Below are 20,872 nucleotides of genomic sequence, written 5' to 3' on the forward strand. Positions count from 1 at the left end.
AATCAATTACTTGATTTTGCCTTCTTTGTAGATCACGTGCTTGCGAACAACCGGATCAAATTTCTTGATCTCGATTTTGTCCGGAGTAGTGCGCTTGTTCTTGTCGGTAGTGTAGAAGTGACCAGTACCGGCGCTCGAAATCAAACGAATCAATTCACGCATGATTAGCTCCCTTAGATCTTGCCAGCTTTGCGGATTTCGGCCAGCACGACAGTGATGCCACGCTTGTCGATGATACGCATGCCTTTGGCAGATACGCGCAGACGCACGAAACGTTTCTCTTCTTCAACCCAGAAGCGGTGATGCTGCAGGTTCGGCAGGAAACGACGACGGGTTTTGTTGTTTGCGTGGGAAATGTTATTCCCAGTCACCGGACCCTTACCGGTAACTTGACATACTCTCGACATGCCTCAGCCCTCTAAAACCACATGCCCAACCCGGCATGGGTTGGCCGCTTAATCTCTCAGTCATTTGGCGCCAGGCGCCGCGTTTCTTTAGAGGTCTTACCGGCTACACCTACAGTGAAGGAACCGGGCCCCTAGAAAAGAGCGCTGCTTTATACCAGAAAGACTGAAGAGCAACAACATTCCGTGTGCGCGGACTTGATAAATTCCCCACTTTTCCGGCGCCGGGCGCCTTGGATAAAGGCTGTCGCCGATTAAGACCGCTCGTCGCAGAGAATCGGCCAATCGACCGATTCCGGGTTTTCCTCGGCCCGCATCACCGAAAACAAGCGCACATAGTCCCCTTAAAATGAAAAAGGGGATAGTCATTTGCAAAAGAGCCCACTAGGGTAAGCCTTTTCCAGACTGCACTTGCAGATGGGCCTTCGATCTGTAAAGGAATCCGACCATGCGCCTCGCTGCCCTACCGCTGTTGCTCGCCCCTCTTCTGCTGAGCCCATTGGCCCATGCCGCCGCGCTGAGCGTCTGCACTGAGGCAAGCCCGGAAGGGTTCGACGTGGTGCAATACAACTCGCTGACCACCACCAACGCCTCGGCCGACGTGCTGATGAACCGCCTGGTGGACTTCGACACCGCCAGCGGCAAAGTGGTCGCCAGCCTCGCAGACAGCTGGGAAGTCACACCCGACGGCCTCAACTACGTTTTCAAATTGCACCCGCAGGTGAAGTTTCACCGCACTGAATATTTCAGCCCGACGCGTGACCTGACCGCCGAAGACGTGAAGTTCAGTTTCGACCGTATGCTCGACCCGGCAAACCCCTGGCACAAAGTCGCCCAGAGCGGCTTCCCGCATGCCCAGTCGATGCAATTGCCTGCACTGATCAAGAAAATCGACGCACTGGACCCGCTGACCCTGCGCTTTACCCTTGATCACCCGGACTCGACCTTCCTCGCGACGCTGAGCATGGGCTTCGCCTCGATCTATTCCGCCGAATATGCCGACAAATTGATGAAGGCCGGCACCCCGGAAAAACTCAACAGCCAGCCAATCGGCAGCGGCCCGTTCATTTTCACGCGCTTCCAGAAAGATGCCTCGATTCGCTACAAGGCCAACCCGGATTACTTCCGCGGCAAGCCATCGGTGGACCCACTGGTCTTCGCCATCACCCCGGACGCCAACGTGCGGTTGCAGAAATTGCGCCGTAACGAATGCCAGATCGCCCTCTCACCCAAGCCGCTGGACGTACAGGCAGCGCTGAAAGAACCAACGCTAAAAGTCGAAAAAACCGACGCGTTCATGACCGCGTTCGTCGGCATCAACAGCCAGCATCCACCACTGGACAAGCCTGAAGTACGTCAGGCGATCAACCTCGCGTTCGACAAGGCCAACTACGTCAAAGCCGTGTTCGAAGACACCGCCGAGCCCGCCAACGGGCCTTATCCGCCCAACACCTGGAGCTACGCCAAAGGCTTGCCGGGTTACCCGCACGACGTCGAAAAGGCCCGCGCACTGATGGCCAAGGCCGGGCTCAAGGACGGTTTCCAGACCACCATCTGGACCCGACCTTCCGGCAGCCTGTTGAACCCGAACCCGAGCCTCAGCGCTCAAATGCTGCAATCCGACCTCGCAGAAATCGGCATTCAGGCCGAGATTCGCGTGATCGAATGGGGCGAACTGATTCGCCGCGCCAAGGCTGGCGAGCACGACCTGCTGTTCATGGGCTGGGCGGGCGACAACGGCGACCCGGACAACTTCCTCACGCCGCAGTTTTCTTGCGCCGCGGTCAAGTCCGGCACCAACTTCGCCCGCTATTGCAACCAGGACCTGGACAAGCTGATCAGTGCCGGCAAGACCACCGGCGAGCAAGGTGTGCGCACCAAGCTCTACGAGCAGGCTCAGGCGCAGATCCAGCAACAGGCGCTGTGGCTGCCGCTGGCCCACCCGACTGCCTTCGCGCTGACGCGCAAAGACGTTGAGGGGTATCAAGTGAGTCCGTTTGGTCGTCAGGATTACTCGAAGGTCATCCTCAAATAATCCGCGTCGCCACAAAACCCTGTGGGAGCGAGCCTGCTCGCGAAAGCGTCCATTCCGTCACTGAATAGGTTGACTGACACGACGCCTTCGCGAGCAGGCTCGCTCCCACAAGAGACTCACTTAACTCCGAAAACCTCGCTCACATCCACCCGTACTCGGCCATGGACAGCGGATCGCCGTCCCCGATGATGAAATGGTCGAGTACCCGCACATCAATCAGGTCCAGCGCCTCTTGCAGGCGCTTGGTCAGCAGTCGGTCGGCTTGACTAGGTTCAGGATTGCCCGACGGATGGTTGTGGCACAGGATCAGCGCTGCGGCGTTGTGCGCCAGCGCGCGCTTGACCACCTGCCGCGGGTACACGCTAGTGGTGTCGATGGAGCCGCGAAACAGCGATTCAAACGCCAGCACCCGGTGCTTTGAATCCAGAAACAGGCAGCCGAAAACCTCATGAGGCTCATGTCGCAGCATCGACTTGAGGTAATCACGCACGGCCAGCGGATTCTCCAGTACCGAGGTGTGGCGCAGCCGTTCGGCCAAATGCCGTCGGGCCATTTCCAGCACTGCCTGCAACTGCGCAAACTTCGCCGGACCGAGCCCGAGCTCCCCACTGAAGGTTCGCAGATCCGCCTCCAGCAGCGAGCGCAAACTGCCAAACTGATTCAACAGGTGTCGCGCCAGATCCACCGCGCTTTTGCCGGACACGCCGGTTCGTAGAAAAATAGCCAGCAACTCGGCGTCCGACAATTTCGCCGAGCCGTGCTCCAATAGCTTCTCCCGCGGCCGCTCGGCCGCCGGCCAATCACGAATACTCATAGCACCTCCCTGGTCTGTGGGCGCCGCTGTTCCGTAGCGGTCGCTGTGATATCGTAGCCCATCTTTTTTGCGGGCGATTTCACCCCTGGGGAGGGGGTATCGCCATGCAGTCATCAACGAAATGAAAGGCAGACCTATGCAGCGGCTGTATCGGAAACGCATCGTTCTGGGCGTCGGCGGTGGCATTGCTGCCTACAAAAGCGCCGACCTGGTTCGCCGCCTGATCGACCAGGGCGCCGAAGTGCGCGTGGTCATGACCCGTGGTGGCTGCGAGTTCATCACGCCGCTGACCATGCAGGCCTTGTCCGGGCACCCGGTCCACCTCGACCTGCTGGACCCGGCAGCCGAAGCTGCGATGGGCCACATCGAACTGGCCAAATGGGCCGACCTGGTGCTGATCGCCCCCGCCACCGCGGACCTGATCGCCCGCCTGGCCCAAGGCATTGCCAACGACCTGCTGACCACGCTGGTGCTGGCCACCGACGCCGTGGTCGCCGTGGCGCCGGCGATGAACCAGGCCATGTGGCGCGACCCGGCGACCCAAGCCAACCTGCAAACCCTCGAAAGCCGTGGCCTGAAAACCTTCGGTCCAGCCTCCGGCAGCCAGGCCTGCGGCGACGTCGGCATGGGCCGCATGCTCGAAGCCACCGACCTCGCGCAGTGCGCGGCGGACTGCTTCCAGCGTCAGGCGCTGACCGGCAAACACGTGCTGATCACCGCCGGCCCGACCCAGGAAAACATCGACCCGGTGCGCTACATCACCAACCACAGCTCCGGGAAAATGGGCTTTGCCCTGGCCGAAGCCGCGGTGGAAGCCGGCGCCCGCGTCACCCTGATCACCGGCCCGGTGCACCTGCCGACCCCGGATCGTGTCACACGCATCGACGTGGTCAGCGCCCGCGACATGCTCGCCGCTTGTGAAGCCGCGATCCCTTGCGACCTGTTCATCGCCTCGGCAGCGGTCGCGGATTACCGCCCGGAAGTCGTCGCCCCACAGAAACTCAAGAAAGACCCTACGAACGGCGACGGCTTGTTGCTACAAATGGTGCGTAACCCAGACATTCTGGCCACCATTGCCACTCGTCCTGACCGTCCGTTCAGTGTCGGTTTCGCCGCCGAAACCGAACACTTGCTCGATTACGCTGCACGCAAGTTGAAAGACAAGAACCTCGATTTGATTGTCGCCAACGACGTCGCCAACCCGAGCATTGGCTTCAACAGCGAAGAAAACGCCTGCAGCGTGATCGACCGCCAGCTACACGCCACACTTTTCGCCCAGACCAGCAAGAGCAAGATTGCTCGCCAGCTGATCACTTTTATCGCCGAACGTCTGAACCAGGTTTAATTTACATGCACACTTTGCAAGCCAAGATCCTCGACCCTCGCATCGGTACCGATTTCCCGCTGCCGCAGTACGCCACGCCAGGCTCCGCCGGCCTCGACCTGCGCGCCATGCTGGAAAAAGACACCGTCATCAAGCCGGGCGAAACCCTGCTGATTCCTACCGGCCTGTCGGTGTACATCGGCGATCCAGGCCTGGCGGCGCTGATTCTGCCGCGCTCGGGCCTGGGCCATAAGCACGGCATCGTGCTGGGCAACCTGGTCGGCCTGATCGACTCCGACTATCAAGGCCCGCTGATGGTGTCGTGCTGGAACCGTGGCCAGACCGACTTCAACATGGTGGTGGGCGAGCGTTTGGCCCAGCTGGTTTTGGTGCCGGTGGTTCAAGCGCACTTCGAGATGGTCGAAGAATTCGTTGAAACCGAACGCGGCGCTGGCGGTTTCGGGCACTCGGGCAGCCATTGATGATTTCCTTGTGGGAGCGAGCCGGCTCCGGGCGGCGTTCCGACGATGACGGTTGCACATTCGACACAGGTGTCGCCTGCGAGTCCGCTATCGCGAGCAGGCTCGCTCCCACAGGTTTTGCACTGAATTGCACAGCCGTCATCTGGAAGGTTTATCACTGGAAATCAAGGCATTGACCAGCCAATTGCTCGCTGCACTCGGCATCATGGCCTTTGCACACCACGAACTCTCAGTAGAAAACGTCGTCATACCCTTCAGTTTGAGCCTGTCGACGAGTTCTTCGCAGCAGGTCCAGCCACCCTTCGAGATGGAGCATTTCCAGTAATGAGCAGCCCAGCCCAAGTCGCACCCAAGTTCCCCGACAGCATCTTCCGCGCCTACGACATTCGCGGCACCGTCCCGGAATTTTTGAACGCTGAAACCGCTTATTGGCTCGGTCGCGCCATCGGCTCCCAGAGCCTGGCCCAGAACGAACCGAACGTATCCGTCGGCCGCGATGGTCGCCTGTCCGGCCCGGAACTGGTCGAACAACTGATCAAAGGCCTTGCCGACAGCGGCTGCCACGTCAGCGACGTCGGCCTGGTGCCAACGCCTGCGCTGTACTATGCCGCCAACGTGCTGGCCGGCAAATCCGGCGTGATGCTCACCGGCAGCCACAACCCGTCGAACTACAACGGCTTCAAGATCGTCATCGCTGGCGACACTTTGGCCAATGAACAGATCCAGGCCCTGCACGAACGCCTCAAGACTAACAATCTGAGCAGCGGCAAGGGCAGCATCACCCAGGTCGAGATTCTCGACCGCTACAACACCGAAATCGTCCAGGACATCAAACTCGCCCGCCGCCTCAAAGTCGTCGTCGACTGCGGCAACGGCGCGGCCGGTGTGATTGCCCCGCAATTGATCGAAGCGCTGAACTGCGAAGTCATCCCGCTGTTCTGCGACGTCGACGGCAACTTCCCGAACCACCACCCGGATCCGGGCAAGCCTGAAAACCTCGTCGACCTGATCGCCAAGGTCAAGGAAACCAACGCTGACCTCGGCCTGGCCTTCGACGGCGACGGCGACCGCGTCGGTGTAGTGACCAACACCGGCAGCATCGTCTACCCGGACCGCCTGCTGATGCTGTTCGCTCGCGACGTGCTGGCGCGCAATGCTGATGCGGAAATCATCTTCGACGTCAAATGCACCCGTCGCCTGACGCCGCTGATCAAGGAATATGGCGGTCGTCCGCTAATGTGGAAGACCGGTCACTCGCTGATCAAAAAGAAAATGAAACAAACCGGCGCCCTGTTGGCCGGCGAAATGAGCGGGCACATCTTCTTCAAGGAACGCTGGTTCGGTTTCGACGACGGCATTTACAGCGCCGCGCGTCTGCTGGAGATCCTCAGCAAAGAAAAATCCACCGCGGAAGAGCTGTTTGCGACCTTCCCGAATGATATTTCTACGCCGGAAATCAATATCCATGTGACCGAAGAGAGCAAATTCAGCATCATTGATGCACTGCACGACGCGAAGTGGGGCGAAGGCGCCGACCTGACCACCATTGACGGCGTGCGAGTCGACTACGCCAAAGGCTGGGGCCTGGTGCGCGCGTCCAACACCACACCGGTGCTGGTGCTGCGCTTCGAGGCCGATGACGAGGCGGAATTGCAGCGCATCAAGGATGTATTCAAAGTCCAGTTGAAGCGTGTTGCCCCTGATCTCCAATTACCGTTTTGATTTAACGAAGCACCCGGAGCCCTGAATGACCCTCGAACGCGAAGCCGCCGCCAACACCGCCAAGGTCCTGTCCGAAGCGCTGCCTTACATTCGCCGCTATGTCGGCAAGACGCTGGTGATCAAATACGGCGGCAACGCGATGGAAAGCGAGGAGCTGAAAACCGGCTTCGCCCGCGACATCGTGCTGATGAAAGCTGTTGGCATTAACCCGGTGGTGGTTCACGGTGGCGGCCCGCAAATCGGCGACCTGCTCAAGCGTCTGTCGATCGAGAGCCACTTCATCGATGGCATGCGCGTCACTGACGCGCAAACCATGGACGTGGTGGAAATGGTCCTCGGCGGCCAGGTCAACAAGGACATCGTCAACCTGATCAACCGTCATGGCGGCAGCGCCATCGGCCTGACCGGTAAAGACGCCGAGCTGATTCGTGCGAAGAAGCTCACCGTGACCCGCCAGACGCCGGAGATGACCCAACCGGAAATCATCGACATCGGCCAGGTGGGCGAAGTGGTCGGGATCAACACCGACTTGCTGAACCTGCTGGTCAAAGGCGACTTCATTCCAGTGATCGCACCCATCGGCGTCGGTGCCAACGGCGAGTCGTACAACATCAACGCCGACCTGGTGGCCGGTAAAGTTGCCGAAGCGCTGAAGGCTGAAAAGCTGATGCTGCTGACCAACATCGCCGGCCTGATGGACAAGTCGGGCACGGTCCTGACCGGCCTGACCACCCAACAGGTTGACGACCTGATCGCTGACGGCACCATCTACGGCGGTATGCTGCCGAAGATCCGTTGCGCGCTGGAAGCAGTGCAAGGTGGCGTGGGCAGCTCGTTGATCATTGATGGTCGGGTGCCGAATGCAATCCTGCTTGAGATCTTCACCGATACCGGTGTGGGTACCTTGATCAGCAATCGCAAGCGTCCCTAAGCAACCCATACAAAAAGACCCCGCTCAGCCTGGCTGAGCGGGGTCTTTTTTTGCCTGCGATCCCTGTGACAATCCAACTTTTGTGGCGAGGGAGCTTGCTCCCGCTAGAGTGCGCAGCACTCACAAAATCCTTGGGTCTGCTACGCAGCCCAGCGGGAGCAAGCTCCCTCGCCACACAAGCCCGATACCACAGGGAAATGCGGTCAGACGCCGAACTGTGCGCGGTAGGCTTCAACCGCTGGCAGGTGTTGCTTGAGCTGCGGATCGTCCGCCAGGAATTCGAGCACCTGGTTCAACGAAACAATGCTGATCACCGGGATGCCGAAGTCGCGCTCCACTTCCTGGATGGCCGACAACTCGCCGTTGCCACGTTCCTGACGGTTCAGGGCGATCAACACGCCGGCGGCTTTGGCACCGTCCTGGGAAGCGATGATCTGCATCACTTCGCGGATGGCAGTGCCTGCGGTGATCACGTCGTCGATGATCAGCACGTCGCCGGTCAACGGTGCGCCGACCAGACTGCCGCCTTCGCCGTGAGCCTTGGCTTCCTTGCGGTTGAAGCACCATGGCAAATCACGGTCATGATGCTCGGCCAGGGCCACTGCGGTGGTCGCCGCCAAAGGGATGCCTTTGTAGGCCGGGCCAAACAATACATCGAACGAAATACCGCTCTCGACGATGGCTGCCGCGTAGAAACGACCCAGCTGCGCAAGGGCCGAACCCGAGTTGAAAAGGCCGGCATTGAAGAAGTAAGGACTGGTGCGTCCGGACTTCAGGGTGAACTCGCCGAAGCGCAAAACGCCGCGATCGATGGCAAAACGAATGAAATCGCGCTGATACGCTTGCATGAAAAAAACCCCAAATACCACGGATTTAGCTAATTAGGTTGACGCCGTGTATCATACACGCACGCGATTTTTGGGGCCATTTATGCGGATCATCAGTGTGAACGTCAATGGTATTCAGGCTGCAGTGGAGCGAGGTTTGCTCAGTTGGCTGCAAGCACAGAATGCCGACGTCATCTGCCTGCAGGACACCCGCGCCTCCGCCTTTGAACTGGACGATCCAGCTTTCCAACTGGATGGCTACTTCCTTTATGCCTGCGAAGCTGAAGTTCCCGCCCAAGGTGGCGTGGCTTTGTATTCGCGGCTGCAACCGAAGGCAGTCATCAGCGGTCTCGGCTTCGAGACAGCCGACCGCTACGGGCGCTACCTGCAAGCCGATTTCGACAAGGTCAGCATCGCGACCTTGCTGCTCCCTTCGGGGCAGAACGGCGATGAAGACTTGAACCAGAAGTTCAAGCTAATGGACGACTTCGCCCGTTATCTGGATAAACAGCGACGCAAACGTCGCGAGTACATTTACTGTGGCTCGCTGTACGTGGCGCAACAGAAGCTGGATATCAAGAACTGGCGTGACAGCCAGCAATCCCCGGGTTTCCTGGCACCTGAACGTGCCTGGATGGACGAGATTGTCGGCAACATGGGCTATGTCGATGCCCTGCGTGAAGTCAGCCGGGAAGGTGACCAGTACAGCTGGTGGCCGGATAACGAACAGGCTGAAATGCTCAACCTCGGTTGGCGTTTCGACTATCAGTTGCTGACACCGGGCCTGCGCCGCTTCGTACGTAGCGCGCGCCTGCCTCGTCAGCCACGGTTCTCGCAGCACGCGCCGCTGATCGTGGACTACGACTGGACGCTGACTATCTAAGCGTCGTTTCGCACACACAAAAAAGCCGACATCAGTGTCGGCTTTTTTGTGTGCGCTGATTTCTGGCTTTTTGTAGGAGTGAGCCTGCTCGCGATAGCAGTAGACCAGTCACATTGATGTTGAATGTGAAGGCCTAATCGCGAGCAGGCTCGCTCCCACAATGGATTTGTGTCGTGGCTTACTTGATCAACCGCCAAGTGAATGGATACCGGTAAGGCACCCCTTCGTTGGCCTTCACGCCGCCGATGATCGTCAGCACCAGCGCACCGATCGCCAACAGACCGAACAGGAAGAACCCGACGATCACCACCATCAGCAGGAAGCAGATGGCGGAGGCAATGGCGACGGTGATCTGAAAGTTCAGCGCCTCCTTGCCCTGCGCATCGATGAACGGGTCCATCTCGCGCTTCATCTGCCAGAGAATCAGCGGGCCGATCAACGTCCCGAACGGAATCCAGATCCCCAGCAAGGCGGACAGGTGACAAAACATTGCCCACTGCCGAACCTCTTTGCTCGGGGTGGGAAGCAGCTGTTGCTCGTCACTCATGGCGTCCTCCTTGGTTGGAGCAGATCCGATCAGTCGGCCAGTGCAGCCTTTTGCAGTTCGAAGATTTCGGTCATGCCTTTCTTCGCCAATTCAAGCATAGCGTTCAGTTCTTCCGGCTGGAACGGAGCGCCTTCGGCAGTACCCTGGACTTCGATGAAGCCGCCAGTGCTGGTCATTACTACGTTCAGGTCAGTCTCGGCAGCCGAGTCTTCCAGGTAGTCGAGGTCGAGCACAGGCTCGCCCTGGTACATGCCGACCGAAACGGCAGCGATCATTTGCTTCAGCGGGTCGCCGCCTTTCAGGCCGCCACGCTTTTTGATCACTTTCAAGGCATCGACCAGTGCAACCATGGCGCCGGTGATGGACGCGGTGCGGGTGCCGCCGTCTGCCTGGATCACGTCGCAGTCGACGTACAGGGTGACGTCGCCCAGCTTGGACATGTCCAGCGAAGCACGCAGGGAACGACCGATCAGACGCTGGATTTCCAGGGTACGGCCGCCTTGCTTGCCGCGGCTCGCTTCACGCTGGTTACGCTCGCCAGTGGCACGCGGCAGCATGCCGTATTCAGCGGTCAACCAGCCTTGGCCCTGACCTTTGAGGAAACGCGGCACGCCGTTCTCGACGCTGACGGTGCAGATGACTTTGGTATCACCGAACTCGACCAGTACAGATCCCTCGGCGTGTTTGGTGTAGTTGCGGGTAATGCGGATCGAGCGGAGCTGATCGGCAGCGCGACCACTTGGACGTTTCATAGGGAGTACCTGTACGGGGGACGGAAAACTGCGGAGCATTATAGAGCCGCAGGGCCGCGAGTGGGCACTTCTAAAAAAATCCCCCGACGACTGAGGGCCCTGAATAGCGCTTTACCGACGGCCTGCAGCCCTTTGTCACACCGTGTGTTTGGGCGCATTCGCCCCACTGCGCTACAATCCTGCGCCTTTGCTGCCTCTGGGCTTAAATTCATATAGATCAGGCCTGCGAAACCTTTGGTAACGCATGAACCTGCATTGCGAGGTACCTCCATGGTGCACAGCATGACCGCCTTCGCCCGCGTCGAAAGAGCCGGCGCCCAAGGCACCCTGAGCTGGGAACTGCGCTCGGTCAACAGCCGCTACCTGGAGCCGCACTTGCGTCTGCCGGAATCCTTTCGCGACCTCGAGGGCGCGGTCCGCGAAGCCCTGCGCCAGGGAATCTCCCGGGGCAAGCTCGAATGCACCCTGCGCTTCACCGAAGAAAATACTGACAAACCACTGCAAGTGGACCGCGAACGCGCCGCGCAATTGGTCGCCGCCGCCGAGACCATCGCCGCCCTGATCAAAAATCCGGCCGCGCTGAACCCGCTGGAAGTCCTGGCCTGGCCCGGCGTGCTGGTGGGCGACGCGACCGACCCGCAAGCCCTGAATGCCGAAGCCCTGGCGCTGTTCAACGAAGGCCTGAAAGAACTCAAGGCTGGCCGCGAGCGCGAAGGTGCGGAGCTGGCGCGGTTGATCAACGATCGCCTGACCTCCATTGAAGAAGATGTGGTGACCCTGCGTGAACTGGTCCCGCAAATGCTCGCTACCCAGCGCCAGAAAGTCCTCGACCGCTTCGCCGACATGAAGGCCGAGATGGACCCGCAGCGGCTGGAGCAGGAAATGGTCATGCTCGCGCAAAAGAGCGACGTCGCCGAAGAACTGGATCGCCTGAGCACTCACATCATCGAAGTTCGCCGGGTGCTCAAATCCGGTGGTGCTGCCGGTCGGCGCCTGGACTTCCTGATGCAAGAGCTCAACCGCGAAGCCAACACACTGGGCTCAAAAGCCTTCGACCCGCGCAGCACCCAGGCGGCGGTCAACCTCAAAGTGTTGATCGAGCAGATGCGCGAACAAGTGCAGAATATTGAGTAAGGCAACCCTGACATGACCCACAGCACCGGCACCCTGTACATCATTTCCGCACCTTCGGGCGCGGGCAAAAGCAGCCTGGTCAAGGCCCTGACCGACGCTGATCAGGAGATCCGCGTCTCCGTCTCCCACACCACCCGCGCCATGCGCCCCGGTGAAGTGAACGGCGTGAACTATCACTTCGTCGAACGCAGCGAGTTCGTGAAGATGATCGAGCATGGGGATTTCCTCGAGCGCGCCGAAGTGTTCGGCAATCTCTACGGCACTTCGCAAAGCCATCTGCAGCAGACCCTGGACGAAGGCCACGACCTGATTCTGGAAATCGACTGGCAGGGTGCAGAGCAAGTGCGCAAGTTGATGCCCCAGGCCCGCTCGATCTTCATTCTGCCGCCGTCCCTGCAAGCCTTGCACCAGCGCCTGACCAATCGCGGCCAGGACAGCGATGAGATCATCGAAGGCCGGATGCGCGAAGCCGTCAGCGAAATGAGCCACTACGTCGACTATGACTACCTGATCATCAACGACGATTTCGCCCACGCACTGCGCGATTTGCAGGCGATTTTCCGTGCCAATCAGCTGCATCAGAAGCGCCAGCAGCAGCGTCACGGAAAACTTTTGGCCGAATTGCTCGGCTAAACAGCTCTTCCCAAAACTGTTGCAAGGGCTTTACATTGGCACTTGCAGCGCGTTGAAGGGCTTGGTCAAAAAATCAGCGCTTCCCTAATCGCTGGTGATTTTTTAAACTGTCGAGTCCGCTCGCCCAACCGGGCAGCGCGCATATTGCATTCGCTCCGAGGAATACCATGGCCCGCGTAACCGTTGAAGATTGCCTAAACCACGTGGAAAACCGCTTTGAGCTGGTCATGCTGTCTACCAAGCGTGCCCGTCAACTGGCCACCGGCGGCAAAGAGCCACTGGTTCAGTGGGAAAACGACAAGCCTACCGTTGTAGCCTTGCGTGAAATCGCTGAAGGCCTGATGAGCTACGAGTTCATCGCCAACGCTGAAATCGTCGAAGACGAACCGCTGTTCGCAGCGTTCGAGGACGAGTCCAACGAGGCAGTCTAAGCCATGCCTGGTCGACGTAGCACGGCGCGGGGTCACAGCGAACGGCAGGATTCATCATGCCGAGCATAGACGCCCTCGCCGATCGCTTATCGACCTACCTCGGCAAGGACCAGGTCAACCTGGTCCGCCGAGCGTACTTCTACGCCGAACAAGCCCACGATGGCCAACGCCGCCGTAGCGGTGAGGCGTACGTCACGCACCCCCTCGCGGTTGCGAATATTCTTGCCGACATGCACATGGACCATCAGAGCCTGATGGCTGCGATGCTGCATGACGTGATCGAAGACACCGGTATTGCCAAGGAAGCGCTGCAAGCGCAGTTCGGCGAAACCGTGGCCGAACTGGTCGATGGGGTCAGCAAACTGACCCAGATGAACTTCGAGACCAAGGCCGAAGCCCAGGCTGAAAACTTCCAGAAAATGGCCATGGCCATGGCCCGCGACATTCGCGTGATCCTGGTCAAGCTGGCTGACCGCCTGCACAACATGCGGACGCTGGAAGTCCTGTCCGGCGAAAAACGCCGCCGGATCGCCAAGGAAACCCTGGAAATCTATGCGCCCATCGCCAACCGGCTGGGCATGCACGCCATCCGCATAGAATTCGAAGACCTCGGCTTCAAGGCGATGCACCCGATGCGTTCCGCACGGATCAACCAGGCGGTCAAACGCGCCCGGGGCAACCGCAAGGAAATCGTCAACAAGATCGAAGAATCCCTCAGCCACTGCCTGGCCATCGACGGCATTCAGGGCGAGGTCAGCGGTCGCCAGAAACACCTCTACGGCATCTACAAGAAAATGCGGGGCAAGCGTCGGGCCTTCAACGAGATTATGGACGTCTATGCGTTCCGGATCATCGTCGACAAGGTCGATACCTGCTACCGCGTGTTGGGTGCTGTGCATAATTTGTACAAACCGTTGCCGGGGCGCTTCAAGGATTACATCGCAATCCCCAAGGCCAACGGCTACCAGTCGCTGCACACCACGCTGTTCGGCATGCACGGTGTACCGATCGAGATTCAGATCCGCACCCGTGAAATGGAAGAGATGGCCAACAACGGCATCGCCGCCCATTGGCTGTACAAATCCAGCGGTGACGAGCAGCCAAAAGGCACTCACGCCCGTGCCCGTCAGTGGGTCAAGGGCGTGCTGGAGATGCAGCAACGGGCTGGTAACTCGCTGGAATTCATCGAGAGCGTGAAGATCGACCTGTTCCCGGACGAGGTCTACGTGTTCACGCCCAAAGGCCGGATCATGGAGCTACCCAAAGGCTCCACGGCGGTCGACTTCGCTTACGCAGTGCACACCGACGTGGGCAACAGCTGCATTGCCTGTCGGATCAATCGTCGTCTCGCACCGCTGTCCGAACCGCTGCAAAGCGGCTCCACGGTCGAGATCGTCAGCGCCCCCGGCGCGCGGCCGAACCCGGCGTGGCTCAACTTCGTGGTCACCGGCAAGGCGCGGACCCACATCCGCCATGCGCTGAAACTGCAACGCCGCTCCGAGTCCATCAGCCTCGGCGAACGCCTGCTGAACAAGGTCCTCAATGGTTTCGACAGCTCCCTGGAAAAAGTCGCGGCCGAGCGCGTCAAGGCGATGCTCACCGAGTACCGCCTGGAACTGATCGAAGACCTGCTCGAAGACATCGGCCTGGGCAATCGCATGGCCTATGTGGTCGCCCGCCGACTGCTTGGTGAAGGCGAACAGCTGCCGAGCGCGGAAGGCCCGCTGGCGATTCGCGGCACCGAAGGCTTGGTACTCAGTTACGCCAAGTGCTGCACACCGATCCCGGGCGACCCGATTGTCGGCCACCTGTCCGCGGGCAAAGGCATGGTCGTGCACCTGGACAACTGCCGCAATATCAGCGAAATCCGCCACAACCCGGAAAAATGCATCCAGCTCTCGTGGGCCAAGGATGTCACCGGCGAATTCAATGTCGAACTGCGCGTCGAGCTGGAACACCAGCGCGGCCTGATCGCTCTGCTGGCCAGCAGCGTCAACGCGGCCGACGGCAATATCGAAAAAATCAGCATGGACGAACGCGATGGTCGCATCAGCGTGGTCCAACTGGTGGTCAGCGTGCACGACCGCGTGCACCTGGCCCGCGTGATCAAGAAACTGCGCGCCCTGACCGGGGTGATTCGCATCACCCGCATGCGTGCGTAAGCCACCTATTACAAGGAGTCATTCATGACCAAGACTGTTATCACCAGCGACAAGGCCCCGGCCGCCATCGGTACTTACTCCCAGGCGATCAAGGCTGGCAACACCGTTTACATGTCGGGTCAAATTCCTCTGGACCCAAAAACCATGGAACTGGTTGAAGGCTTCGAAGCCCAGACCGTCCAGGTGTTCGAGAACCTCAAAGCGGTGGCCGAAGCAGCCGGTGGTTCGTTCAAAGACATCGTCAAACTGAACATCTTCCTCACCGACCTGAGCCACTTCGCCAAGGTCAACGAGATCATGGGCAAGTACTTTGACCAGCCCTACCCTGCCCGCGCCGCCATCGGCGTAGCGGCCCTGCCAAAGGGTTCGCAGGTTGAAATGGATGCCATTCTGGTCATCGAGTAATACATCCGGCGCAGCCTTTTAAGGTTGCGCCGCTGCTGTATGTATAAAAAGCGTTTCTGAAAGGATTCCACCATGCGCCAAGCGCTAGCTCTCTCGCTGGTCGCCCTACTCTTGGGCGGATGTGCCAGCAACCCTGCCGACCGTGACATCAGCGGCACCTGGATCAATCAGGTGGCGATCGACGCTGCGTCCAAAGGCGGCCTCCTGCGTGAAGCGCTCCAGGCTTATGGCCCGAACCTGGAATGGGACGTCAACACCAAGGCCAGTCAGGCCCGCTACACCAATGGTTTTGAAAACGTCGACGGCAAGCTGCTGGGCGAAGCGTCCGGTGCCTGGAAAGTCGACTTTTATGGCAGCTCCGCCAGCGAGCTGAAGCGTGACGGCAAGCAACTGAGCCAGGCCGCCAGCGACAACGAACCGGAGCAGGTCTTTGACCGCGCGCTGATTCCGGTGCCGGATGGTGCACCGATTGGCGCGAGCTTCGAACGCGCGCTCTACACCGCCTACATGGGCGGCAGCTGGAAGATCGTCAGCGGCCCAGGCGAAGGCAATTCCGTGCAGTTCCAGGCCGATGGCCAGGTTGCCGGTTTACCGGGTGCAGATCGTTATGCCCTTTGCCTGGCGGGCGATTGCGCATCGATGAGCGGCGGCAATGACAATATGTGGCTGCAAGTGAACGGCCAAGGCAATACCTGGATCTTTGCGCGCAAGGGCAAGGAACTGGAAATTGTGCAGGCTGTGAACACTGCTCAGGCGGACGAGATGCCTCAGTTCACGCCGGGTGAGCGCAAGTGGTTGCTCGAGAAGCAGTAACCCGGCCCTGAAGGCCAACACAAAACCCATGTGGGAGTGAGCCTGCTCGCGAAAGCGGTGTAACAGCCAACAAAAATGTTGAATGTTATGGCCCCTTCGCGAGCAGGCTCGCTCCCACAATTGGTTTGTGGTGTTTGAGAGTTAGCCGCGGCCTTCGAGGATGGCGGCGTAGCCTTCGCGAAAGCTTGGGTACTTCGGTGTCCAGCCCAAGGCCTTCGCCCGGGCATTGCTGCATTGCTTGCTACCCGTGCGCCGCACGCTCGCGTCCTCAGCCCATTCGGTCACGCCCAGATACTCACGCAACCAGCCCACCACTTCGGCCAGCGGCGCAGGTGCGTCGTCCACACCGATATAGACGTCATCCAGCGCCACCCCGCGCCGATCCGCCTCAAGCAGAAATGCCAGCAAGCCTGCCGCGTCGTCGGCGTGGATGCGGTTGCCATACAGCGGTGGATCAATGGCCACGCGATAACCCCGACGAACCTGCGTCAGCAAGAATTCACGACCGGGGCCGTAAATGCCTGTCAAACGCACGATACTGGCCGGGATGCCGCTATCGAGCGCCACTTGTTCGGCTTCCAGCATCAAGCGGCCGGAATAACCGGCTCCCGCCTCAGCCGGCGAAGTCTCGTCGACCCACTCGCCATTCTGCTGGCCATACACACTGCTGCTGGAAACAAACAGCAGGCGATTGGGCACCTGCCCGTAGTCGTTCAGCCACTCCAGCACATGCTGCAAACCCTGGACATAGGCCGCGCGGTAACCGGCTTCGTCGTGATCGGTAGCGGCCGCGCAATACACCAGGTAATCCACCGCTCCGACCGGCCAGGTCGCTGGACAGTCTTCATTGAACAAGTCACCGGCAACGCCAATTACGCCCTTGGGCAGGCGTGAGACGTCACGCCTCAGGCCATGAACTTCCCACCCGGAAGCCAACAATTGCGTGGCCAGACGACTGCCGACATCACCGCAGCCGGCGATCAAAACAGAAGGCGCGGACATCAGAAAACTCCCTCAGGAAAGGTACAGACTAGCGCCCGAAATGGATGAGCGGCTAGTAATGGAGGAAAAAAAGAGACGCTATTACTTTTGTTAACAAGAATTAATTGCAATAATGCCGGCCACTTTTGTTCTCGGCCTCACGAGGCCTGGAAGAGCATCTACCGTTTTTCTTTCTCAGGTCCGGCCAGCATGACACCCAATCAATTCCCCGCTTCGCCTACCAAACGACCTCGCGCCTGGAGCGCTCTGGCCGCCCTGCTGCTTACCCTGATGCTCGCACCGGTCGCCGCCTTCGCTGACGAAGCCTCGGCATCCGTCGCCCATGAGCCTTCGGCTCAAGCAATACCTGACGTACCGAGAAATCCTGACGGTAGCGTCGATACTTCGTCCCTGCCTCCGGAAGTACAAAAAGCATTAGCCGAGTTCGGCGAAGCGGCGAAGAAGATGAACGAGCCGCAAGAAGAGGACAACTCGCTGGGCATGGCCCACGACCTGTCACCATGGGGCATGTACAAGAACGCCGATATTATCGTGAAAATCGTGATGATCGGCCTGGCCATCGCCTCGATCATCACCTGGACCATCTGGATCGCCAAGGGTTTCGAGCTGATGGGCGCCAAGCGTCGTCTGCGCACCGAAATCGTCCACCTGAAAAAAGCCACCACGCTTAAAGAAGCCAGTGCGACAGCCACCCAGCAAGGCACCCTCGCCAACTTGCTGGTGCATGACGCCCTGGAAGAGATGCGCTTGTCGGTCAACAGCCGCGAGAAAGAAGGTATCAAGGAACGCGTCGCCTTCCGCCTTGAGCGCCTGGTTGCAGCCTGCGGTCGCAACATGAGCAGCGGCACCGGCGTACTCGCCACCATCGGCTCCACCGCACCGTTCGTCGGCCTGTTCGGTACCGTGTGGGGCATCATGAACAGCTTCATCGGCATCGCCAAAACCCAGACCACCAACCTCGCCGTCGTGGCTCCCGGCATCGCCGAAGCCCTGCTGGCGACCGCGCTGGGTCTGGTTGCGGCGATTCCGGCCGTTGTGATCTACAACGTCTTTGCCCGCTCCATTGCCGGTTACAAGGCGCAGGTGTCCGATGCGTCAGCAGAAGTCCTGCTGCTGGTCAGCCGCGACCTCGACCACCAGCCGTCCGAGCGCAGCTCGCAACCGCACATGGTGAAAGTGGGGTAATCGGCCATGGGCCTGCATTTGAGAGAAGGCGCAGACGACGATCTGGCCGAGAACCACGAAATCAACGTCACACCGTTCATCGACGTGATGCTGGTGCTGTTGATCATCTTCATGGTGGCGGCCCCGCTCGCCACCGTAGACATCAAGGTCGACCTGCCCGCGTCCAGCGCCAAACCGGCACCGCGGCCGGAGAAACCGGTGTTCCTCAGCGTCAAGGCTGACCAGCGCCTGTTCCTCGGCGAAGACGAAGTGAAGGCCGAAGCACTCGGCGCCACCCTCGACGCCAAGACCAAAGGCAAGAAAGACACGACGATCTTCTTCCAGGCCGATAAAGGCGTGGATTACGGCGACCTGATGAGCGTGATGGACAACCTGCGCTCCGCCGGTTACCTGAAGGTGGGTCTGGTCGGACTCGAGACGGCAGTCAAGAAATGATCACGACGCGCCAAAAGCTGACGCGTTACAGCGCGAGCCTGGCCGTGGTGCTGGGCGTCCATGCGCTGGCCATTGCGCTGGCGCTGAACTGGACGTCGCGCCCACCGATCGAGCTGCCGCCGCAGGCGATGATGGTCGAGTTGGCGCCGCTTCCGGCACCGCCACCGCCGGCACCGCCGAAGGTCATCACGCCGCCACAGCCACCCGCCCCGGTGGAAGAACTGCCGATACCGAAACTGGCTGAAGTGCCGAAGGCCGAAATTGCGGTGCCGAAACCGGTCAAGCCCAAGCCCAAGCCTCAACCGCCCAAGCCTGTGGAGAAAAAGCCGGAACCGCCTAAAGAGAAGCCGTCCGAGGAAAAACCGAGCGACGCGCAACCGACTCAGGCGCCGACCGAAAAGTCCGCACAGCCAGCGCCAGGTCCGTCACCCGCACAGCAAGCCGCCAAGGCCAGTTGGCAGAGCGAATTGCTCGCGCATTTGGCCAAGCATAAGAAGTATCCACCCGCTGCAAAGATGCGGAACAAGGAAGGTGTGAACCGTCTACGTTTCGTGGTGGATGCGCAAGGTAATGTGTTGTCGTTCGAACTGGCGAGCCCTTCCGGCAACGCCGATCTGGACCGCGCCACCCTGCAAATGATCCGCGAGGCTCAACCACTGCCCAAGCCACCGGCGGATATGCTGACCAACGGCTCCATCGAAATCGTTGCACCGTTTGTTTACTCGCTGGAAAAACGCCGGCGTTAAGTCACCGACAAACCCATGTGGGAGCGAGCCTGCTCGCGAAGAGGCCATTACATTCAACATCTTCGTTGACTGTTACACCGCCTTCGCGAGCAGGCTCGCTCCCCCAAGGTCATGCAGCAGCCATAAAGGCACCGAAAATGTACCTTTTGCATGTCCGCCAGCGGCAAACCCGCTTTGCCCTGTGTCACTCAACGCACTCAGTCTGATAACGTGCGTCTATCGATTGCAGGCGGTATGCTTGGCTCGCAACTTCATGGACGCTTGCTATGACTCTTACAGAATTACGCTACATCGTTACCCTCGCCCAAGAGCAGCACTTCGGCCACGCGGCCGAGCGTTGCCATGTCAGCCAGCCGACCCTGTCGGTGGGCGTGAAAAAGCTTGAAGACGAACTCGGTGTGCTGATTTTCGAGCGCAGCAAGAGTGCCGTGCGCCTGACCCCGGTCGGCGAAGGCATTGTCGCCCAGGCGCAGAAAGTCCTGGAACAGGCCCAAGGCATCCGCGAATTGGCCCAGGCCGGCAAGAACCAGCTGACCGCGCCGCTGAAAGTCGGCGCCATCTACACCGTCGGCCCGTACCTGTTTCCGCACCTGATTCCACAACTGCACCGGGTCGCCCCGCAGATGCCGTTGTACATCGAAGAAAACTTCACCCACGTGCTGCGCGACAAACTGCGCAACGGCGAGCTCGACGCGATCATCATCGCCCTGCCGTTCAACGAGGCCGACGTGCTGACCCTCCAGCTCTACGACGAGCCGTTCTACGTCCTGATGCCGGCCCAGCACCCGTGGACCCAAAAAGAATCCATCGACGCCGCCCTGCTCAACGACAAGAGCCTGCTGCTGCTCGGCGAAGGCCACTGCTTCCGCGATCAAGTGCTGGAAGCCTGCCCGACCCTGGCCAAAGGCAACGACGGCGCCAAGCACACCACGGTGGAATCCAGCTCCCTGGAAACCATCCGTCACATGGTTGCGTCCGGCTTGGGTATCTCGATCCTGCCGCTGTCGGCGGTCGACAGTCATCACTACGCCCCCGGTGTCCTCGAAGTGCGCCCATTGTCGCCTCCTGTGCCGTTCCGCACCGTGGCCATCGCCTGGCGCGCGAGCTTCCCGCGGCCGAAGGCGATTGAAATCCTCGCTGACTCCATTCGCCTGTGCTCGGTGGCCAAGCCGCAAGCACCGGTGGTTGCGGCCTAAGTCGCTGCC

Annotated in this window: 23 protein-coding genes and 1 pseudogene; 17 read left to right on the top strand and 7 right to left on the bottom strand. The window is 59.8% G+C overall.

Annotated elements, in window-relative coordinates; genetic code table 11:
- Window positions 1–6 precede the first annotated feature (6 nt).
- Complete coding sequence (gene rpmG / locus ACYZTW_RS00090; protein ID WP_007894709.1) at window positions 7–162, bottom strand: 50S ribosomal protein L33; 156 nt, start codon at window positions 160–162, stop codon at window positions 7–9.
- Window positions 163–173: 11 nt separating this feature from the next.
- The gene (gene rpmB / locus ACYZTW_RS00095; RefSeq protein WP_007894701.1) at window positions 174–407 is read right to left on the bottom strand and encodes a 50S ribosomal protein L28; all 234 of its coding nucleotides are present in this window, start codon (window positions 405–407) and stop codon (window positions 174–176) included.
- Between the two features lie 445 nt (window positions 408–852).
- Between rpmB and ACYZTW_RS00100 the strand changes: the two genes are divergently transcribed.
- The gene (locus ACYZTW_RS00100; RefSeq protein ID WP_462003262.1) at window positions 853–2,439 is read left to right on the top strand and encodes an ABC transporter substrate-binding protein; all 1,587 of its coding nucleotides are present in this window, start codon (window positions 853–855) and stop codon (window positions 2,437–2,439) included.
- 139 nt (window positions 2,440–2,578) lie between these two features.
- On the opposite strand, the gene radC is transcribed toward ACYZTW_RS00100, so the two are convergent.
- Entirely contained in the window at window positions 2,579–3,253 is a 675-nt protein-coding gene (radC, locus tag ACYZTW_RS00105; protein ID WP_462003263.1) for a RadC family protein, read from the bottom strand.
- 136 nt (window positions 3,254–3,389) lie between these two features.
- Here radC and coaBC point away from each other — a divergent pair, with 136 nt between their 5' ends.
- The 5 genes and pseudogenes from coaBC to argB all read left to right on the top strand — a co-directional run bounded on the left by coaBC (window position 3,390) and on the right by argB (window position 7,712).
- Window positions 3,390–4,598 (top strand): bifunctional phosphopantothenoylcysteine decarboxylase/phosphopantothenate--cysteine ligase CoaBC, encoded by a 1,209-nt coding sequence (gene coaBC / locus ACYZTW_RS00110; protein WP_462003264.1) that lies wholly within the window; start codon window positions 3,390–3,392, stop codon window positions 4,596–4,598.
- 5 nt (window positions 4,599–4,603) lie between these two features.
- Window positions 4,604–5,059 carry a dUTP diphosphatase gene (gene dut / locus ACYZTW_RS00115; RefSeq protein WP_462003265.1) on the top strand — a complete coding sequence of 152 codons (456 nt, stop codon included), beginning with the start codon at window positions 4,604–4,606 and terminating at the stop codon, window positions 5,057–5,059.
- A 127-nt stretch (window positions 5,060–5,186) separates the two neighbouring features.
- On the top strand, window positions 5,187–5,384 hold the full coding sequence (locus ACYZTW_RS00120; protein ID WP_462003266.1) for a hypothetical protein: 198 nt from the start codon (window positions 5,187–5,189) through the stop codon (window positions 5,382–5,384).
- Window positions 5,378–6,781 (top strand): annotated as a pseudogene (locus ACYZTW_RS00125) (phosphomannomutase/phosphoglucomutase); the annotation flags it as partial. The gene ACYZTW_RS00120 and the pseudogene ACYZTW_RS00125, both read left to right, overlap by 7 nt.
- 25 nt (window positions 6,782–6,806) lie before the next feature.
- A complete protein-coding gene (argB, locus tag ACYZTW_RS00130; RefSeq protein WP_109626724.1) occupies window positions 6,807–7,712 on the top strand; it encodes an acetylglutamate kinase in 906 nt (301 codons plus the stop codon).
- Window positions 7,713–7,915: 203 nt separating this feature from the next.
- On the opposite strand, the gene pyrE is transcribed toward argB, so the two are convergent.
- Window positions 7,916–8,560 (bottom strand): orotate phosphoribosyltransferase, encoded by a 645-nt coding sequence (gene pyrE, locus ACYZTW_RS00135; protein WP_007934609.1) that lies wholly within the window; start codon window positions 8,558–8,560, stop codon window positions 7,916–7,918.
- Window positions 8,561–8,642: 82 nt separating this feature from the next.
- Here pyrE and ACYZTW_RS00140 point away from each other — a divergent pair, with 82 nt between their 5' ends.
- On the top strand, window positions 8,643–9,422 hold the full coding sequence (locus ACYZTW_RS00140) for an exodeoxyribonuclease III (protein ID WP_007934608.1): 780 nt from the start codon (window positions 8,643–8,645) through the stop codon (window positions 9,420–9,422).
- A 178-nt stretch (window positions 9,423–9,600) separates the two neighbouring features.
- Here the strand turns inward: ACYZTW_RS00140 and ACYZTW_RS00145 are convergent, their stop codons facing one another.
- Both ACYZTW_RS00145 and rph read right to left on the bottom strand, forming a co-directional pair.
- Window positions 9,601–9,969, bottom strand: a complete 369-nt coding sequence (locus ACYZTW_RS00145) for a DUF4870 domain-containing protein (protein ID WP_462003267.1) — start codon at window positions 9,967–9,969, stop codon at window positions 9,601–9,603.
- Between the two features lie 29 nt (window positions 9,970–9,998).
- Window positions 9,999–10,721 carry a ribonuclease PH gene (gene rph / locus ACYZTW_RS00150; protein ID WP_010465211.1) on the bottom strand — a complete coding sequence of 241 codons (723 nt, stop codon included), beginning with the start codon at window positions 10,719–10,721 and terminating at the stop codon, window positions 9,999–10,001.
- A 270-nt stretch (window positions 10,722–10,991) separates the two neighbouring features.
- Between rph and ACYZTW_RS00155 the strand changes: the two genes are divergently transcribed.
- The 6 genes from ACYZTW_RS00155 (at window position 10,992) to ACYZTW_RS00180 (ending at window position 16,299) form a co-directional block, all read left to right on the top strand.
- The gene (locus ACYZTW_RS00155; protein WP_462003268.1) at window positions 10,992–11,855 is read left to right on the top strand and encodes a YicC/YloC family endoribonuclease; all 864 of its coding nucleotides are present in this window, start codon (window positions 10,992–10,994) and stop codon (window positions 11,853–11,855) included.
- Between the two features lie 12 nt (window positions 11,856–11,867).
- Entirely contained in the window at window positions 11,868–12,488 is a 621-nt protein-coding gene (gmk, locus tag ACYZTW_RS00160) for a guanylate kinase (protein WP_050681654.1), read from the top strand.
- A 167-nt stretch (window positions 12,489–12,655) separates the two neighbouring features.
- Window positions 12,656–12,919 (top strand): DNA-directed RNA polymerase subunit omega, encoded by a 264-nt coding sequence (rpoZ, locus tag ACYZTW_RS00165; protein ID WP_007894670.1) that lies wholly within the window; start codon window positions 12,656–12,658, stop codon window positions 12,917–12,919.
- A gap of 56 nt (window positions 12,920–12,975) precedes the next feature.
- Window positions 12,976–15,081: a bifunctional GTP diphosphokinase/guanosine-3',5'-bis pyrophosphate 3'-pyrophosphohydrolase gene (gene spoT / locus ACYZTW_RS00170; protein WP_033059343.1), complete on the top strand. Its 2,106-nt coding sequence runs from the start codon at window positions 12,976–12,978 to the stop codon at window positions 15,079–15,081.
- 24 nt (window positions 15,082–15,105) lie between these two features.
- On the top strand, window positions 15,106–15,486 hold the full coding sequence (locus ACYZTW_RS00175) for a RidA family protein (protein WP_003229509.1): 381 nt from the start codon (window positions 15,106–15,108) through the stop codon (window positions 15,484–15,486).
- Between the two features lie 72 nt (window positions 15,487–15,558).
- The gene (locus ACYZTW_RS00180) at window positions 15,559–16,299 is read left to right on the top strand and encodes a hypothetical protein (RefSeq protein ID WP_462003269.1); all 741 of its coding nucleotides are present in this window, start codon (window positions 15,559–15,561) and stop codon (window positions 16,297–16,299) included.
- A 141-nt stretch (window positions 16,300–16,440) separates the two neighbouring features.
- Here ACYZTW_RS00180 and ACYZTW_RS00185 read toward each other — a convergent pair whose 3' ends face one another.
- Window positions 16,441–17,301 (bottom strand): SDR family oxidoreductase, encoded by an 861-nt coding sequence (locus tag ACYZTW_RS00185; protein ID WP_462003270.1) that lies wholly within the window; start codon window positions 17,299–17,301, stop codon window positions 16,441–16,443.
- Window positions 17,302–17,490: 189 nt separating this feature from the next.
- Between ACYZTW_RS00185 and exbB the strand changes: the two genes are divergently transcribed.
- The 4 genes from exbB to ACYZTW_RS00205 all read left to right on the top strand — a co-directional run bounded on the left by exbB (window position 17,491) and on the right by ACYZTW_RS00205 (window position 20,863).
- Window positions 17,491–18,486, top strand: coding sequence for a tonB-system energizer ExbB (exbB, locus tag ACYZTW_RS00190; RefSeq protein ID WP_462003271.1), 996 nt, complete (start codon window positions 17,491–17,493; stop codon window positions 18,484–18,486).
- Window positions 18,487–18,492: 6 nt separating this feature from the next.
- A complete protein-coding gene (gene exbD, locus ACYZTW_RS00195) occupies window positions 18,493–18,921 on the top strand; it encodes a TonB system transport protein ExbD (RefSeq protein WP_149630664.1) in 429 nt (142 codons plus the stop codon).
- Entirely contained in the window at window positions 18,918–19,667 is a 750-nt protein-coding gene (locus ACYZTW_RS00200) for an energy transducer TonB family protein (RefSeq protein WP_462003272.1), read from the top strand. The genes exbD and ACYZTW_RS00200 overlap by 4 nt, the downstream gene beginning before the upstream one ends.
- Before the next feature lie 266 nt (window positions 19,668–19,933).
- Complete coding sequence (locus ACYZTW_RS00205; protein ID WP_462003273.1) at window positions 19,934–20,863, top strand: LysR substrate-binding domain-containing protein; 930 nt, start codon at window positions 19,934–19,936, stop codon at window positions 20,861–20,863.
- Window positions 20,864–20,872 lie beyond the last annotated feature (9 nt).

Source organism: Pseudomonas sp. LB3P25, from assembly GCF_054897985.1.

Bases quoted from the DNA above. Each gene is read 5' to 3' on its own strand.
- radC (WP_462003263.1), bottom strand. From the start codon at position 3,253: ATGAGTATTCGTGATTGGCCGGCGGCCGAGCGGCCGCGGGAGAAGCTA.
- argB (WP_109626724.1), top strand. From the start codon at position 6,807: ATGACCCTCGAACGCGAAGCCGCCGCCAACACCGCCAAGGTCCTGTCC.
- exbB (WP_462003271.1), top strand. From the start codon at position 17,491: ATGACACCCAATCAATTCCCCGCTTCGCCTACCAAACGACCTCGCGCC.
- ACYZTW_RS00180 (WP_462003269.1), top strand. From the start codon at position 15,559: ATGCGCCAAGCGCTAGCTCTCTCGCTGGTCGCCCTACTCTTGGGCGGA.
- ACYZTW_RS00140 (WP_007934608.1), top strand. From the start codon at position 8,643: ATGCGGATCATCAGTGTGAACGTCAATGGTATTCAGGCTGCAGTGGAG.
- spoT (WP_033059343.1), top strand. From the start codon at position 12,976: ATGCCGAGCATAGACGCCCTCGCCGATCGCTTATCGACCTACCTCGGC.
- rpmB (WP_007894701.1), bottom strand. From the start codon at position 407: ATGTCGAGAGTATGTCAAGTTACCGGTAAGGGTCCGGTGACTGGGAAT.
- gmk (WP_050681654.1), top strand. From the start codon at position 11,868: ATGACCCACAGCACCGGCACCCTGTACATCATTTCCGCACCTTCGGGC.
- ACYZTW_RS00185 (WP_462003270.1), bottom strand. From the start codon at position 17,301: ATGTCCGCGCCTTCTGTTTTGATCGCCGGCTGCGGTGATGTCGGCAGT.
- ACYZTW_RS00100 (WP_462003262.1), top strand. From the start codon at position 853: ATGCGCCTCGCTGCCCTACCGCTGTTGCTCGCCCCTCTTCTGCTGAGC.
- ACYZTW_RS00200 (WP_462003272.1), top strand. From the start codon at position 18,918: ATGATCACGACGCGCCAAAAGCTGACGCGTTACAGCGCGAGCCTGGCC.
- dut (WP_462003265.1), top strand. From the start codon at position 4,604: ATGCACACTTTGCAAGCCAAGATCCTCGACCCTCGCATCGGTACCGAT.
- ACYZTW_RS00155 (WP_462003268.1), top strand. From the start codon at position 10,992: ATGGTGCACAGCATGACCGCCTTCGCCCGCGTCGAAAGAGCCGGCGCC.
- pyrE (WP_007934609.1), bottom strand. From the start codon at position 8,560: ATGCAAGCGTATCAGCGCGATTTCATTCGTTTTGCCATCGATCGCGGC.
- ACYZTW_RS00175 (WP_003229509.1), top strand. From the start codon at position 15,106: ATGACCAAGACTGTTATCACCAGCGACAAGGCCCCGGCCGCCATCGGT.
- coaBC (WP_462003264.1), top strand. From the start codon at position 3,390: ATGCAGCGGCTGTATCGGAAACGCATCGTTCTGGGCGTCGGCGGTGGC.
- rph (WP_010465211.1), bottom strand. From the start codon at position 10,721: ATGAAACGTCCAAGTGGTCGCGCTGCCGATCAGCTCCGCTCGATCCGC.
- ACYZTW_RS00145 (WP_462003267.1), bottom strand. From the start codon at position 9,969: ATGAGTGACGAGCAACAGCTGCTTCCCACCCCGAGCAAAGAGGTTCGG.
- rpmG (WP_007894709.1), bottom strand. From the start codon at position 162: ATGCGTGAATTGATTCGTTTGATTTCGAGCGCCGGTACTGGTCACTTC.
- exbD (WP_149630664.1), top strand. From the start codon at position 18,493: ATGGGCCTGCATTTGAGAGAAGGCGCAGACGACGATCTGGCCGAGAAC.
- ACYZTW_RS00205 (WP_462003273.1), top strand. From the start codon at position 19,934: ATGACTCTTACAGAATTACGCTACATCGTTACCCTCGCCCAAGAGCAG.
- rpoZ (WP_007894670.1), top strand. From the start codon at position 12,656: ATGGCCCGCGTAACCGTTGAAGATTGCCTAAACCACGTGGAAAACCGC.